Source organism: Dialister sp. (assembly GCF_047832375.1).
Classification (GTDB): Bacteria; Bacillota; Negativicutes; order Veillonellales; family Dialisteraceae; genus Dialister.
In genome coordinates this window covers 929,344-944,460 of the sequence record NZ_CP181256.1, presented here as the reverse complement: position 1 = coordinate 944,460, position 15,117 = coordinate 929,344, and the positions used below count along the sequence as shown (strand labels likewise).

General features: G+C 51.7%; 10 protein-coding genes. 1 reads left to right on the top strand and 9 read right to left on the bottom strand.

Features of this window, described 5'->3' with window-relative positions:
• Positions 1 to 443: 443 nt before the first annotated feature.
• From ACFWUL_RS03885 to rpmF, 6 genes are all read right to left on the bottom strand, one after another.
• Positions 444 to 611: a hypothetical protein gene (locus ACFWUL_RS03885; protein ID WP_273317580.1), complete on the bottom strand. Its 168-nt coding sequence runs from the start codon at positions 609 to 611 to the stop codon at positions 444 to 446.
• A 467-nt stretch (positions 612 to 1,078) separates the two neighbouring features.
• Complete coding sequence (locus tag ACFWUL_RS03880; protein ID WP_416177862.1) at positions 1,079 to 1,867, bottom strand: ABC transporter ATP-binding protein; 789 nt, start codon at positions 1,865 to 1,867, stop codon at positions 1,079 to 1,081.
• 2 nt (positions 1,868 to 1,869) lie between these two features.
• The gene (locus ACFWUL_RS03875; RefSeq protein WP_416177861.1) at positions 1,870 to 2,751 is read right to left on the bottom strand and encodes an ABC transporter permease; all 882 of its coding nucleotides are present in this window, start codon (positions 2,749 to 2,751) and stop codon (positions 1,870 to 1,872) included.
• 61 nt (positions 2,752 to 2,812) lie between these two features.
• Positions 2,813 to 3,847 carry an ABC transporter substrate-binding protein gene (locus tag ACFWUL_RS03870; RefSeq protein ID WP_297020822.1) on the bottom strand — a complete coding sequence of 345 codons (1,035 nt, stop codon included), beginning with the start codon at positions 3,845 to 3,847 and terminating at the stop codon, positions 2,813 to 2,815.
• 93 nt (positions 3,848 to 3,940) lie between these two features.
• On the bottom strand, positions 3,941 to 4,933 hold the full coding sequence (locus tag ACFWUL_RS03865) for an ABC transporter substrate-binding protein (RefSeq protein ID WP_416177860.1): 993 nt from the start codon (positions 4,931 to 4,933) through the stop codon (positions 3,941 to 3,943).
• Positions 4,934 to 5,438: 505 nt separating this feature from the next.
• Complete coding sequence (gene rpmF, locus ACFWUL_RS03860) at positions 5,439 to 5,624, bottom strand: 50S ribosomal protein L32 (protein WP_296097854.1); 186 nt, start codon at positions 5,622 to 5,624, stop codon at positions 5,439 to 5,441.
• A 192-nt stretch (positions 5,625 to 5,816) separates the two neighbouring features.
• Between rpmF and ACFWUL_RS03855 the strand changes: the two genes are divergently transcribed.
• On the top strand, positions 5,817 to 7,307 hold the full coding sequence (locus ACFWUL_RS03855; protein WP_416176844.1) for an ISNCY family transposase: 1,491 nt from the start codon (positions 5,817 to 5,819) through the stop codon (positions 7,305 to 7,307).
• Positions 7,308 to 7,764: 457 nt separating this feature from the next.
• Here ACFWUL_RS03855 and uvrC read toward each other — a convergent pair whose 3' ends face one another.
• The 3 genes from uvrC to uvrB all read right to left on the bottom strand — a co-directional run bounded on the left by uvrC (position 7,765) and on the right by uvrB (position 14,866).
• On the bottom strand, positions 7,765 to 9,618 hold the full coding sequence (uvrC, locus tag ACFWUL_RS03850; RefSeq protein ID WP_416177859.1) for an excinuclease ABC subunit UvrC: 1,854 nt from the start codon (positions 9,616 to 9,618) through the stop codon (positions 7,765 to 7,767).
• Entirely contained in the window at positions 9,611 to 12,460 is a 2,850-nt protein-coding gene (gene uvrA / locus ACFWUL_RS03845; RefSeq protein WP_416177858.1) for an excinuclease ABC subunit UvrA, read from the bottom strand. Before uvrA ends, uvrC begins: the two co-directional genes overlap by 8 nt.
• Positions 12,461 to 12,757: 297 nt before the next feature.
• Positions 12,758 to 14,866, bottom strand: coding sequence for an excinuclease ABC subunit UvrB (gene uvrB, locus ACFWUL_RS03840; protein ID WP_416177857.1), 2,109 nt, complete (start codon positions 14,864 to 14,866; stop codon positions 12,758 to 12,760).
• Positions 14,867 to 15,117 lie beyond the last annotated feature (251 nt).

Sequence of the window (15,117 nt, the reverse complement as noted above, 5' to 3'; positions counted from 1 at the left end):
AAAATAACTGATGTAAAAATGGTTGTTTAGGCAAAGCAAAAATGGAGAATTTATGGCAAGTTCACAATAATATTGCATCCCTAAAAGACATATTTTGCTCGTTTTTCTCTTAACTTAATAGCATTGCTTCTATGGGGGAGGTGCCGAAGGCGGAGGGGGCTCCCTCTGAAGTCGCTCCCACTGTATTTCGCCGCAAGCCCAGTCGCTTCACGGCCACCCTTCCACCCGAGGGGGAAAGGGATCACTGAATGCTCAGTCGCCTGTCGTTTCCCTGCGTTTCAGTTCGCTGCGCACACCCCGCTTTCACAAGCGCAGCAATGTGAAAGCCACAACCCTTAGGACCTTCGGGAATACAGTCAGACGCACCAAATCGAGTAGGAGGCGGGCTTCGGCCCGCCGACCTCTCACACCACCGTACGTACCGTTCGGTATACGGCGGTTCTTTAGTTTTCGCATTCCTGCTTATGCAAGTCTGCGATGATGTTGTTGTGTTCAGCAATCCTCACATGGATGGGCACTCCGGCATATCCTTGCTGTTCCGCAGCTGCTTTCTGCCAGTAGTCTTCTTTCTGAAGTTGTCTGCCTTTAAGCCCATGGTTGGTTACTTTCATTGACTAACATCTCCTAAAGTTCGGCCCTTCCCAGATGCCTATGAGCCATCTGGTACTATGGCCTCTGCTGACTTCTCACGGCAAATCTTATTTCAACCACAGCACAGCCCAGTAAATACAGCCTTATTCTGCTGTGTCCGTGAGACCTCCCCAGGTAAGAACGCACTCTTTCTCTCCATATATCCGCCACATGTACTCTGCAGGATTCCGTACAGCTATGGGATTTCAGTTTGTCGAGCAACCTTGTCCATCCTGCCGTAGCCTTATGTGGTTCTTGTACATCGGACCGGAGATTTGCCTGCACCTTCCTTCAGATTCCACCTCACGATGGACACCCTTGGTGTTCGGCTATGACCTTCCCGCTGTCGGGCGGTCTAGGGACTTTCACCCTTAAGAGTGCGCCCATGCTGGGCACACTCGAAAAAAGCTGGGAGAAACCGAGTTTCTCCCAGCTTTTTTTATGCCACTCACCCCAGCAGTACCCGGTCGCTCATGGCGCCGGAGTTTTCTTCGAATTTCTTCAGCAGGTCGTCGATGGTGAGTTTCTGCTTTTCTTCCGGTGAGTAGTCGGCAATGATGGTGCCGCTGTTCATCATAATGAGGCGGTTGCCGTATTTCAGGGCATCCCGCATATTATGGGTAATCATGAGGGTGGTCAGGTGCTGTTCGTGGACGATTTCGTCTGTAATTTTCAGCACTTTTGATGCGGTCTTCGGGTCCAGGGCTGCCGTCGGTTCATCGAGGAGAAGGATGTCCGGTTTTTTCAGGGTAGCCATGAGGAGTGTCAGTGCCTGCCGCTGGCCGCCGGAGAGGAGGCCGATTCTTGTGGTGAGCCGGTCTTCGAGGCCCAGATCCAGCCGGGCCACCATTTCCCGGAATTTTTCATGGTCCCCGCCGGAGAAGGCCCAGCGGAGGCGGCGGCTTTCGCCGCGGCGGGAAGCGATGATCAGGTTTTCTTCTACCTGCATGCCTGCAGCGGTTCCCTTCAGGGGGTCCTGGAAAACCCGGCCGATGTATTTCGCTCTTTTGTATTCGCTCACCTTCGTCACGTCGGTGCCGTTGATTTCAATGGTGCCGCTGTCGGGAATATAGGCGCCGGCGATGGAATTCAGAAGGGTACTCTTCCCTGCCCCGTTACTTCCAATGACGGTGCAGAAATCCCCATCGTTCAATGTGAGGGAAAGGTGGTTCAGGGCCTTTTTTTCATTGGTGGTGCCCTTGAAGAATGTTTTGCTGATGTCTGTGACTTTAAGCATAATCAGCCCGCCTTTCCGATATTAATCTTGCCCTTCACCATGGGCGCTGCCAGGGCGAGCATGACGAGGATGGCGGTGAACAGTTTCAGGTCGTTCGGCGGCATGCCAAGGTAGAGAACCACGGCGATGACCACGCGGTAAATGATGGACCCCACCACCACTGCCAGGAGGGAAGCGGAGAAGCTGTCGGCTCCCAGAATGACTTCGCCGATGATGACGGAAGCCAGGCCGATGACGATGGTGCCGATGCCCATGCCTACGTCGGCGAAGCCATTATTCTGCGCTACCACAGCGCCGCAGAGACCGATGAGGGCATTGGAGATGAAAAGGCCCATGATGATCATGGTGTCCGTATTAACGCCCTGGGCCCGGACCATTTGGGGATTGAAGCCGGTGGCCCGGATGCACATGCCCAGTTCTGTACCGAAGAACCAGTAAATGAAGGCAGAAATAATAATCATCAGCACCGCCGGCACGATGAAGGCAGCCACAGACTGGCTCACGTGGAGCACGTGGGCAGTAGTGGTAAATACGGTATCTACCCGAAGGAGGGAAATATTGGCCTTCCCCATGATGTGAAGGTTAATGGAATAGAGGGCAATCATGGTGAGAATCCCCGCCAGAATAGCGGGAATCTTCAACTTTGTATACAGGATGCCCGTCACCGTTCCTGCCACAAGGCCCCCAATGGCACCAGCCACAATGGCCACCCAGGGGGAGGATCCGGAAGCGATAAGAGATGCTGCGATAGCACCACCCAGTGGAAAACTTCCTTCACAGGTCATATCCGGTACGTCCAGTACCCGGAATGAAAGAAATACGCCGATTGCCAGAATGGACCACATGAGTCCCTGGGCAACCGTAGAAATTGCCAGATCTACCATTTCATTTCCCTTCTTCTATACGATTCAGATTCTATTCTTCCATACTTCTTCTGCTACGGTGTCATGGCCTTGCGGGCTGTCCATCGTAGAGATACAGTTTCCGTGCCCGCTGCCAGAGATCTCCGGGGAGTGGGATATTGAGAAGATTGATTTCTTTCATGTTCACCACAATATCCGGGTCCGACTGACGAACAATGGGAATGTCTGCAGGAATCAGCTCTCCCTGCAGCAGTTTTGCCGCAATCCGTCCGCCGGAGAATCCCATGCGGTAATAACTGGGAGATACAGAAAGAACTGCCCCTTTCCGTACCATTTCAGACTGCTCCCCGATAATCGGAATGCCTGCGCCGTTCATCATCTTGACGATTTCGTCGAAATGGGAAAGCACGTCCGGATCTTCCGGCACGTAAAGAGCGGTCACATGGCCCACCAGTTTTTCAATCTGGGGGCCTGCCACTTTATCAGGATTGAAGGCTACTTCGTAGAGATGGATACCTTTCCGCTGTGCCACATCCCGGAGAATATCTAGCTGCAGCAGGGATGCTTCGTTTTTAGGGTTATAGAGGAATCCCAGTTTGCTGATGGAGAAGGATCGCCTTGCTATGCCAATCTGGTTCAGTACCGGCGGATTATCCATGACGCCGGTAAAGTTCCGATGGTCTTCAAAGGCCTTGTCTTTTTTGAAGTTCATCACCCCTACGCCTACTACAGGGATGGCTTTTGTCACCTTCGCCGTTTCTTTGGCGGAATCGGTTCCTACGGCAATAATGAGGTCCTTCTTGTTTCTTACGAACTTTTTGGCCGTTTCTTCCAGTTTCCTGTCGTTGCCATTGGCTTTGACCACTTCCACTTTCACCTTGTCCTTATACCCTTCTGCTTCCAGGGCCGCCAGGACACCGGCAGTCATTTTATCCTGTTCCGCCAGGTCATCGGACTGAAGAATACCTACGGTATAAATATTCTTAGGTGGAACAGGTACCACATCAGCGGTCTCCGGTTCCGAAGGGGAAGACTGGTACAGGAGCACAGCCATCACCACATTACAGACCGCAAAAATAAGCATTAACCACCAGAGCTGTTTCAGTTTAGAAGCCACAACGACACAAACCTTTCCACTTGCAAATGAGAATTCATAGAGAAAGAGTAACTTCCGGAAAATCGGAAGTTACTCTTTTACCCCACTCGCCTGTCAGATCATTTCTGCCCTGTCAAGCACATCCTGGGGAATCTTGATTCCCAGAGTTTCCATTTCATTCTTATTGATATAAAGCTTGGACTTACCTGCCCCTTCTACAGGGAAATCTTTGACCGTTTTATTTCCCTTGAGAATCTCTGCAGCCATCTCGCCGGCCCGGTGGCCGATATCGTAGAAGCTGATAGATTCAGAAGCAAGAACCCCATTCTTTACATGGCCCACTTCAGCACCGTAGACCGGAATTTTTTCCTTATTGGCCACCGCCATGAGTGTGGGGATAGAGGAAGCGATGATGTTATCCGTAGGCACGTAGATAGCATCTACCTTGCCTCCCAGAAAACCTTCCGCCACCTGCTGCACATCGTTCACAGAATTCACTGTGAGTTCCACCACATCGATGCCCAGGGGCTGGCAGTTCTCTTTCAGGTGCTTGGCCTGGACCACCGAATTGATTTCACTGGAATTGTAAATGATGCCAACCTTTTTTACATTCGGCTGGATTTCCTTGATCAGCTTCACCTGCTTCTCAATGGGTCCCCGATCATTGGTACCGGTGACATTGCTATCCGGCGCCTTTTCCGACTTCATGAGCTTTGCATTTTCAAAATCGGAAATAGCGGTGCAGATGATCGGAATCCTATCGGTAGCATTGGCCATAGCCTGGGCTGCGGGTGTAGAGATTGCACAGACCAGATTATAATTGCCGGACACATAGCGGTTAGCAATGGCTTTCAGGTTGGACTGGTCCCCCTGGGCATTCTGCTGGTCGATTTCTACCTTATCTTTCAGACCGGCTTCATCCAGGGCGTCCACGAAGCCCTTGTTGGCCTCATCCAGAGCCGGGTGCTGCACGATCTGCACAACCCCTACCTTCATCTTACCGCTGGCGGAGCCGCCCTGACTGCTGCCGCAGCCTGCGAAAAGGCCTGCCGCCAAAAGGCCGCACACACCGGCGGCCAGAATCTTCTTCCATTTACTTCCTGCCATTCTACTGTTCCTCCCTTTTTTTATTTAGCAAATATCCAAAATTCCCTACTTTTCTACCTGCTATACAAACCATCCTGAATAATGGGAACTATGAATTTTTGCTATGAACTTGCGATAATTATAGCATACTTCAAGGGGAGATACCACCGAGAAGTGAACGGGATATGAAGAAAGAGTCCTGACCGGTGGCACTGGTGAGATGCAGGTCGAGACCGAGATTGAGGCAGCCAGCAGCAAATCCGCAGATGGAATTCCAGAGCCTCTGACCTAAAAAGTTAAAATGACTCTGCAGCAGGCCCTTTTTCCGGGATGGCTGGGGTTAGCCGGTAGAAACAGATAAAAGTGCCACCGGCTGGCCAGCTTTCCTGAAAGCCTGCAAGTTAGCAGCTGGATGCCCCACCTGTTCGTATGCCACTCATCATCCGGCCCGCAGGCCCGTAGTTCGCCGAATCCTCTAATCCAACAAAAAAACGCTTCCCTCTCAGGAAACGTTTTCTCGTTCTCATTATTCTTCAACAGTCTTGCTGACGATCTGCTTGCCTTTATAGTAACCGCATACAGGGCATACATGATGAGGTTTTTTCAGTGCATGGCACTGTGGGCATTCCACGAGACCCGGAACAGTCAGCTTCCAATTTGCACGTCTCTTGTCGCGACGGGATCTAGAACTTTTTGTCTTCGGAACCGGCATTCTTAGCACCTCCTTACCTATCGGCCGTAATGCCGCTTGATTGCTTTCGTGTACTTTTGGGTACGCCAAGCTGGGTAGATAAAATTATCAACTTCATCATTATACGAAGAGAATGGATTTTTGTCAAGGAAAAAGTGCAGGTAAGAGCGGGTAAGTATGAACCACAAGTGATATTGTCTCAAGTAACCACAAATGAAAATGTCCCAGTCATGGTATAATCTCATCACAATCTTAACGCAAGTGATGGGAGGAATTTTTATCAGAAAGGTTGAATTAACGATGGACGAGCAGTTCAAATATGAAACAATCAAATCTCTTGTTGCTCATCCAGATGGCAACAAGCTTGCAGCAGCAGTCCGGCTGGGGTGCACTGTCCGCACCGTGAACCGGTTAATCCTGCGCTATCGTCAGGAAGGTAAAGCAGCATTTGTCCACGGGAACAGGGGTAGACAACCCGTAACAACACTTCCAGCCTCACTCAGAGAAAAAATTGTGGCTCTTTACCAGAATGAGTACTATGGCGCCAATTTTACCCACTTTACCGAACTTCTGGACAGACATGAGAATATCCATGTCTCTGTTTCCTCTGTAGCCTCCATTCTTGAGGCAGCCTTTATTCTCTCTCCTAAGGCTACACGGGCCAAAAGAAAACGGATCAGGAGGAAATTGGAAGCAATGAAAAGCAACACGAAATCCAGAAAAAAGCAGATGGAAATACAAGTCAATCTTGTGGCTGCTGAAGATGCCCACAGCCGGCGTCCACGGCATGCTTACTTTGGGGAACAGCTGCAGGGTGATGCCACTCCATATGAATGGGTCCCCGGGAAGATCTGGCATCTCCACCTCTTCATTGATGATGCTACTGGCATCGTGACTGGCGGCTATTTTGACACCCAGGAGACCCTGAACGGCTATTACCATGTCCTCTGGCAGACTCTCAAAGATTACGGAATCCCTGTGGAAATCTTCACGGATAAACGCACTGTGTTCATTTACAAACAAAAAGGATCCCCGTCCATCGACGAGGATACCTATACGCAGTTCGGTTACGCTTGCAGGCAACTGGGGATACACCTTGAGTCAAGCAGCGTACCACAGGCCAAAGGCCGGGTTGAGCGGCTCAATGAGACGCTGCAGTCGCGCCTGCCGATTGAGCTGAGACAGGCAGGCATCACGACTATTGCAGACGCCAATGAATTCCTCAAGTCCTACCTAAAAGAATTCAATGCGAAGTTTGCACTTCCCCCCAATAGTACCAAATCAGCTTTTGTGACGCAACCGTCAGATGAGAGGATCAACCTGATACTGGCTGTACTTACAGGCCGTACGGTAGACAGAGGCCACTGCATCCGTTTCCAGCGTCAGTACTATCGTATGCTTGATTCAGAAGGCCATCAGGTGCATTATGCCAGCGGAACCAAAGTACTAGTCATACGGGCTTTCAACGGCGAACTCTACTGCAGTGTTAACGATACCAGTATCTACGCGCTGGAAGCCATCCCTTTGCGCCAGAAGAAATCTCCTGAGCTTGATGCTGACTATACCAAACCAAAGCCTCAGAAACACTGGATTCCACCGATGAGTCACCCATGGAAGCAGGCATCTTTCCGTCATTACGTCCTTACAAGACCGCATCATTCCAGACAAGATCCAGAAGAACTTGCATCGCGTAACATATTTTAGTAACATACTGGCCTAACCACTCAAAATAGCCCCACTATTGCGGGGCTATTAAATGACAATTCTCGGGACATTTTCAAAAATGCTTGACAGGAAAAAGTGCAGGTAAGAGCGGGTAAGAGCGGGCCTTACTGCCAGGAATTTGATACACCGCTTATCTCCTCTTACGTATATATGGGGCTAAAGGTTGTGGGTGAACTGCGCTTCGCTCGTTCACCGGGTTGTGGCTTCACCGCCATTGGGCTTAAGCGGCCTTTGGCCGCGCTATATACTGTCCCCTTCCTTTTAAGCAAAGCGCCCCAACCCGATTGGCGAGCGTCAGCGATGCCAATCTACAACCCGGTCGGGCCAGCGCAGCGCTGCCCGACCCACAACCCTTACGAACCTTTTATTCGATTCAGCCAGACATAAATACAACATGCTGCCTTATCCGCAGAACAGAGCCCGGGGACGCAGGCCCCTATTCTTCTTTTACTCCATTAATGACCATCTGCTTCTCGTCTTTTCTCATACGGAAGAACCGGTACACCGACTCCGCGGCCCTTCTATTCATGCCGGGCACCTGGGACAGTTCTTCCACCGAAGCCTTTTTCATTTCATCCATGGAACGGAATGCATGCCACAAGGCATTTCTCCTGTTGGGGCCAATCCCTTCGATGTGATCCAGTATGGACTCGGTGTTTCTCTTATTTGTCCACTGCCGGTGATAGGTAATAACGAATCGATGGGCTTCATCTCGGATAAACTGGAGTAGCTGGAGCGCCGGTTCATGGTGGTCCAGGATGATGGGATCTTCAGAACCTTCCACGTAGATTTCTTCGATTCTCTTGGCCAGGCCGATGACCGGCGCATCGCAGCCGGCGCTGCGGATGGCGGGAAGCGCTGCATGGAGTTGTCCCAGTCCCCCATCAAGGACGATGAGGTCCGGCGCAGGCCAGTCTTTTTCGTTGCCATAGCGGCGGGTCATGACCTCCGCCATGGATTTGAAATCGTCCGCATGGCCCTGGGTAGTTCGGAGCTTGAATTTCCTGTACTCCCTCTTCGCGGGCCGTCCATGTTCAAAGACCACCATGGAGCCCGTGGTCTCAGCGCCCTGGTTATGGGAAATATCAAAGCATTCCATTCTCTCCGGCAGCCTCGGCAGGTGAAGGAGATCTTTCAGTTTCTTCACAGCTCCCTGCTCCCGGGCATCCTGATACTCCCACTGCAGTTTCTTGTCGGACAGGTACTTGGCGGCATTGGCCATGGCCATATCCTTCAGACGCCGTTTGAAACCCCGCTGGGGAACCTGTATAGTGACTTCACTGCCTTTGAGTTTTGTCATCCAGGAGGAAATGAGTTCACAGTCCGATGGCAGGAGAGGCAGTATGATTTCCTTTGGAATGGCGGTGGGATTCCCTCCGTAGAAATCGCGGATAAATGCGGTAATGATTTCTTCGTCCGTCTCGCTTTCACTTTCAGGGATGCTGAAGTTTTCCTTCCCCACCATGCGGCCATAGCGGATATAGAAAACTTCCAGCCCCGCATGGCTGCCGTCCCTGGCAAGACCTACCACATCAAAGTCTCCTTCGTTGGCCACGATATTCTGCCGCTGCTGCACGGACTCAATAGCCCGGACCTGGTCCCGATATTTAGCGGCTTTTTCGAATTCCATGGCCTCCGAGGCCTCTTCCATTTTCTTCTTCAGTTCCTGTACAAGGCCTGTGTTCTTTCCTTCAAAAAGGTCACACACCGTTTTCACATATCCCTGGTACTCTTCCTTCGAGCAAAGACCGGCACAGGGGGCGCAGCAGAGATGGAGATGGTACTGCAGGCAGGGTCGGGACACCTTCATGGAACGGCAGCTGCGAATGGGATAAAACCGGCGGAGGAGGGACAGTGTAGTGCGAAGGCTCCCTACATCGGTGAAGGGGCCGAAATACTTGGCGCCATCATCGTGACGGATATTCCTCGTCACAAAAATTCTCGGCCATTCGTCGTAGGTAGTGATTTTCACATAGGGGTAGGATTTGTCATCCCGGAGAGAAATATTGTACTTCGGATGGATTTCTTTGATCAGGTTGCATTCCAGGATGAGGGCTTCCATTTCCGTGGCGGTCATGGTAATGTCCAGGTCATCGGCGTGGCGGATCATTGCTGACACTTTCGGTGACCGGTTCTTATCTTCCCGGACATAGGAGCGCACCCGGTTTTTCAGGTTTTTGGCCTTTCCCACATAGATAATCCGCCCATCTTTATCCTTCCAGCGATACACGCCGGGAGAGTCCGGCAGGGCTTCCACCTTGGCCCGGATCTTATCATTGACATCAATCATTCTTATGGGCCTCCATGACTTCCCTGGTCCGTTCGATGACGGGCTTCAGATACTGGCCGGTGTAGGAGCGGGCTGCCTTGCAGATATCCTCCGGCGTGCCGGTGGCCACCACTTCACCGCCCCTGTCGCCCCCTTCCGGGCCCAGGTCGATGATGTGATCCGCCACCTTCACCACGTCCAGGTTGTGTTCGATGACAACTACCGTATTTCCCTGGTCCACCAGCTTCTGGAGGACGATAAGGAGTTTCCGGATATCTTCACTGTGAAGGCCGGTGGTGGGTTCATCGAGGATGTAGAGGGTATCCCCGGTGCCCCGGCGCATGAGTTCCGTAGCCAGCTTGACACGCTGGGCTTCGCCGCCGGACATGGTGGTGGCAGGCTGGCCCAGGTGGATATACCCCAGTCCCACTTCCTGGAGGGTCTTCAGTTTCCGGAGAATCCGGGGGTGGTTTTCGAAAAAGGGTACCGCTTCATCTACGGTCATATTGAGGACATCGGAAATATTCTTTCCTTTATACCGGACCTCCAGGGTTTCCCGGTTATACCGGGCGCCGTGGCATACTTCACAGGGCACGTACACATCAGAGAGGAACTGCATTTCGATTTTGATGATGCCGTCTCCGTGGCAGGCTTCGCAGCGGCCGCCTTTGATATTGAAGCTGAAACGGCCAGGCTTGTACCCCCGCATCTTTGCTTCCGAAGTCTGGCTGAAGAGTTCCCGGATATCGTTAAATACACCGGTGTAGGTGGCTGGGTTGGATCTCGGCGTACGGCCGATGGGCTGCTGGTCTATATCAATAATCTTGTCCACATATTCCGCTCCTTCCATGGAGTCGTACTTTCCTGTGGCGTAGGACGTATGATTTTTGATATTAGACAGTCCCTGGAAAAGAATCTCGTTCACAAGGGTACTCTTTCCGGATCCCGATTCCCCTGTAACCACTGTGAAAGCGCCCAGAGGGAATGATACGTCAATGTGCTTCAGGTTATGTTCTGAAGCCCCTTTGATAGTCAGGAAGAGACCATTTCCTTTTCTCCGGTGCTCCGGAAGTGGTATATATTTTTCTCCCCGAAGATAAGCACCGGTAATGGAGTTTTTCACTTTTTTAATATCCTCCGGTGTTCCCTGGGCCACCACATACCCTCCGTTTTCACCGGCTCCGGGGCCGATATCCACAACCCAGTCGGCACTCCGGATAGTATCTTCATCGTGCTCTACCACAATGAGCGTATTTCCAAGGTCCCGCATGCCCTTCAGGGTAGCCAGGAGCTTGTCATTGTCCCTCTGGTGGAGTCCGATGGACGGTTCATCCAGAATGTACAGCACCCCCACCAGTCCGGAACCAATCTGGGTAGCCAGCCGTATACGCTGGGCCTCGCCGCCGGAAAGAGTAGAAGCTCCGCGGGACAGGGTAAGGTATTCCAGTCCCACATTGGAAAGGAAGGTCAAACGGCTCTTCACTTCCCGAAGAATCTGGTCCGCAATGATTTTTTCCTTTTCCGTCAATTCCAGATGTTCCAGGAAAGGAAGCAGTTCGGATACGGGCATGTCAGAGAGCTCCGCAATATTTTTTCCACCCACTTTGAATGCCAGACTTTCCGGACAGAGCCGGGCGCCGTGACACACAGGGCAGGGCTTTTCAATGAGATAGTTTGCCAGGGTTTCCTTCATTTTGTCTGTCCAGGCTTCTTCATACCGCCGCTTCGTCATAGGTACCAGGCCTTCGAAGACCCGATGATAGGTCTTCGTCTCGCCATCCTGGTTCGTATAGTCGAATGTGAGCAGTTCGGTGCCCCCGTATTCGAATTCCTTCTGTCCTTCCGGAGGAAGATCGTTAAAGGAAGCATCCATGGTAAGGTCATAGGACTTCAGGAAGGCCCCCAGCTGTTTATAAAGCCAGCTTTCCTTATTATAGGGGAAGGGTTTGATAGCTCCCAGACGGAAAGGAGTCTCATGATTTGGAAGAATCCGCCGGAAATCGGCTTCCAGGGAAGATCCCAGACCCATGCAGGCCGGGCAGGCACCAAAAGGATTATTAAAGGAAAAAATGCGGGGCTCCGGTTTTGGAAGGGATATCCCACAGTCCGGGCAGGCAAAATGGGTGCTGAAGAAGTAGTCTTTCCCCCCGATGACAGCGGCCACCATAAGGCCATCCCCCAGTTTCAGGGCTGCTTCCACGGAATCCGTAAGCCGACGGACAATGCCATCCTTGATAATGATACGGTCCACCACCACTTCGATGGTGTGTTTTTTGTTCTTCTCCAGTTCAATGTCATCGGACAGGGGAAAAACGGTACCATCCACCCGTACCCGGACATAGCCTTCCTTCCGAAGTTCCTCCAGCAGTTTCTTGTGGGTTCCCTTTTTCTGTGCCGCCACAGGGCCCAGAATCATGAGTTTTGTCCGATCCCCCAGCGCTATCAGGGCATCCACAATCTGGTCCACGGTCTGCCGCTTGATGGGCTTTCCGCAATGGGGGCAGAAGGCCCGGCTGGCATGGGCATAGAGCATACGGAGGTAATCGTGAATTTCCGTCACCGTACCTACGGTGGAACGGGGATTGTGGCTTGTGGACTTCTGGTCAATGGAAATGGCCGGAGAAAGGCCGGAAATCTTATCCACATCGGGCTTATTCATCTGCCCCAGAAACTGCCGGGCATAGGCAGACAGGGATTCCACATATTTCCGCTGTCCCTCGGCATATATGGTGTCAAAGGCCAGGGACGACTTCCCTGAGCCCGATAATCCTGTAAAAACGATGAGCTTGTTCCGGGGCAGGGTCAGATTGATATTTTTCAGGTTATTCTGACGGGCGCCCTGGATGGCAATACCTTTTTCCATGGTTGTCCTTTCTTTTATATGTAAACGGCACGGATGCTCCATGCCTGATAGATCTTGTCAAATGATGGGCCCCAATCGGATGAATGGGGCTAACGGTAACAGGTGAACGTTGCTTCGCTTGTTCACCGGTGCGCAGCGAACTGCAGTCGCCGGGAACCGCCAGATGAATGCGAATGCAATTCGTGCGCCAACTTCCCCTCGCCACATGACACGGCCGCAGAGCAGTTGAAGACCCAGGTCTGGATTTACAGGGCGAAGCCCTTTCCCCTCGACCTCGGTTTCGGTCTCAATCTATTTTTACACCCTCTTTTTCATGGGGCGATTGATCCGTTTTTTCCCGGCGCTCACCCGTTTCAGGGCAGCATCGGCCCGGGAACCGTAACGGTCGGTCCACATCTGCCGCAGCTTGGCCAGCTGGTCCCTCCACATGGCAGCTTCCTCAAATTCCAAAGACTTGGCGGCCCGTTTCATGTCCTTTTCGGTCTGCTGCATCTGCATATACAGTTCTTCGTCTGACATTTCTTCTTTGCCGCCGTCAGACTTCTTATAATCCGCCGGTTTTTCCTCAATCTTTGTCAGGTCAATAAGGTCCTTGACCCGTTTCTGAACGGTATGGGGAACAATGTGATGTTCCTTATTATAGGCTTCCTGGATGGACCGGCGGCGGTTGGTCTCGTCGATGGCGTATTTCATGGACTTCGTCACCCGGTCTGCATACATGATGACATGGCCATGTTCATTGCGGGCTGCCCGGCCAATGACCTGGATCATGGAAGTTTCAGAACGGAGGAATCCTTCCTTGTCCGCATCCAGGATAGCCACCAGGGAAACTTCCGGCATATCCAGCCCTTCCCGGAGCAGGTTGATGCCCACGAGTACGTCAAAGACGCCGGCCCGCAGGTCCCGAATAATTTCTGCCCGTTCAATGGTGGCCACATCGGAATGGAGATAACGCACCTTGACTCCTGCTTCTGTAAGGAAATCGGTGAGGTCCTCCGCCATTTTCTTCGTGAGTGTAGTAATAAGCACCCGTTCATGGGCTTCTACCCGCTTATGGATTTCCCCAAGAAGATCGTCCATCTGCCCTTCCACCGGCCGTACTTCAATGCTGGGATCCAGGAGGCCTGTGGGGCGAATAATCTGTTCCGCCAGATTGGTCTGGACCCCCATTTCATAGGGTCCCGGCGTAGCGGATACGTAGATAATCTGGTTGATTCGTTCCGTGAATTCATCAAAGGTCAGGGGCCGGTTATCCAGGGCACTGGGGAGACGGAATCCGTAGTCCACCAGCGTCTGCTTTCTGGACTGGTCTCCGTTGTACATGGCCCGTAGCTGGGGGACTGTGACATGGGATTCATCGATCATGATGAGGAAATCATCGGGGAAATAGTCCAGCAGCGTGTACGGCGGTTCGCCGGGTTTCCGGTTCGACATATGGCGGGAGTAGTTTTCGATGCCTGAGCAGTACCCCACTTCCTGCATCATTTCCAGGTCGTAATTCGTCCGCTGCTCCAGCCGCTGGGCTTCCAGAAGTTTACCCTGGTCCCGGAGTTCCTTCAGCCGGCCTTCCAGTTCCACTTCAATAGAACCGATGGCCCGCTTCATTTTATCGGAACTGGTGACGTAGTGGGAAGCCGGGAAAATGCCGATATGGTTTCTTTCCGCCACCGTTTCCCCGGTAAGCACGTCAAATTCGGTGAGGGAATCCACCTCATCACCAAACATTTCTATACGCACAGCCACATTGTTTTCTGATGCAGGAAATACATCAATCGTATCTCCCCGCACCCGAAAGGTGTCCCTCGTAAAATTCATGTCATTCCGCATGTACTGCATATTCACCAGTTTTTCGATGATTTTATCCCGTTCGATTTCTTCTCCCGGCCGCAAGGATAACCCCATGGTGCTGTAGTCTTCCGGATCCCCCAATCCATAGATACAGGAAACGGAAGCCACAATAATCACATCCCGCCGTTCAAAAAGGGCCATGGTGGCGGAATGGCGGAGCCGATCGATTTCCTCATTCCGGGAAGAATCCTTTTCTATGTACGTATCGGTCTGGGGCACATAGGATTCCGGCTGGTAATAATCGTAGTAACTGACGAAGTAATACACCGCATTATCCGGGAAAAAATCCTTAAACTCACTGGCTGTCTGGGCTGCCAGAGTTTTATTTGGCGAAATGATGAGCGTCGGCCGCTGGACCTGTTCAATGACCTTGGCCATGGTAAAGGTCTTACCGGTCCCCGTAGCTCCCAGAAGGACCTGTGCCCATTGCCCTTCATTGAGGCCATCCACCAGGGACTTCACCGCCTTCGGCTGGTCTCCGGTAGGCTGGAACGGGGCTTTCAGGGTAAAGGGAATCATGGGCTCCATGTAGGCCCTCTTAATTCTGCTGCGATCCATGATCATACACTCTTTCTGCTATAAAGAAAATGAAACTATTCAAAGGTGAATAGTTTCGATTAATCGATAAATTTCTATTTTATTATATCATGACAGGCAAGGGGGCGAAAAGGGGGGAAAGTCTACGGCCATTCTTTTCAGCAGCAATTTCGCAAAGTAAGTTCCAGCTCTGAAGGTCATTCTGGAATTTACTTTGAGAACTGACATTTGGTAGAATTTAACTTGAGAAATACTCGTGGAATATGAGGTTA

Coding starts and splice junctions, on each gene's coding strand:
- ACFWUL_RS03885 (WP_273317580.1), bottom strand. CDS start 611: ATGAAAGTAACCAACCATGGGCTTAAAGGCAGACAACTTCAGAAAGAA.
- ACFWUL_RS03880 (WP_416177862.1), bottom strand. CDS start 1,867: ATGCTTAAAGTCACAGACATCAGCAAAACATTCTTCAAGGGCACCACC.
- ACFWUL_RS03875 (WP_416177861.1), bottom strand. CDS start 2,751: ATGGTAGATCTGGCAATTTCTACGGTTGCCCAGGGACTCATGTGGTCC.
- ACFWUL_RS03865 (WP_416177860.1), bottom strand. CDS start 4,933: ATGGCAGGAAGTAAATGGAAGAAGATTCTGGCCGCCGGTGTGTGCGGC.
- rpmF (WP_296097854.1), bottom strand. CDS start 5,624: ATGCCGGTTCCGAAGACAAAAAGTTCTAGATCCCGTCGCGACAAGAGA.
- ACFWUL_RS03855 (WP_416176844.1), top strand. CDS start 5,817: ATGAAAATGTCCCAGTCATGGTATAATCTCATCACAATCTTAACGCAA.
- uvrC (WP_416177859.1), bottom strand. CDS start 9,618: ATGATTGATGTCAATGATAAGATCCGGGCCAAGGTGGAAGCCCTGCCG.
- uvrA (WP_416177858.1), bottom strand. CDS start 12,460: ATGGAAAAAGGTATTGCCATCCAGGGCGCCCGTCAGAATAACCTGAAA.
- uvrB (WP_416177857.1), bottom strand. CDS start 14,866: ATGGATCGCAGCAGAATTAAGAGGGCCTACATGGAGCCCATGATTCCC.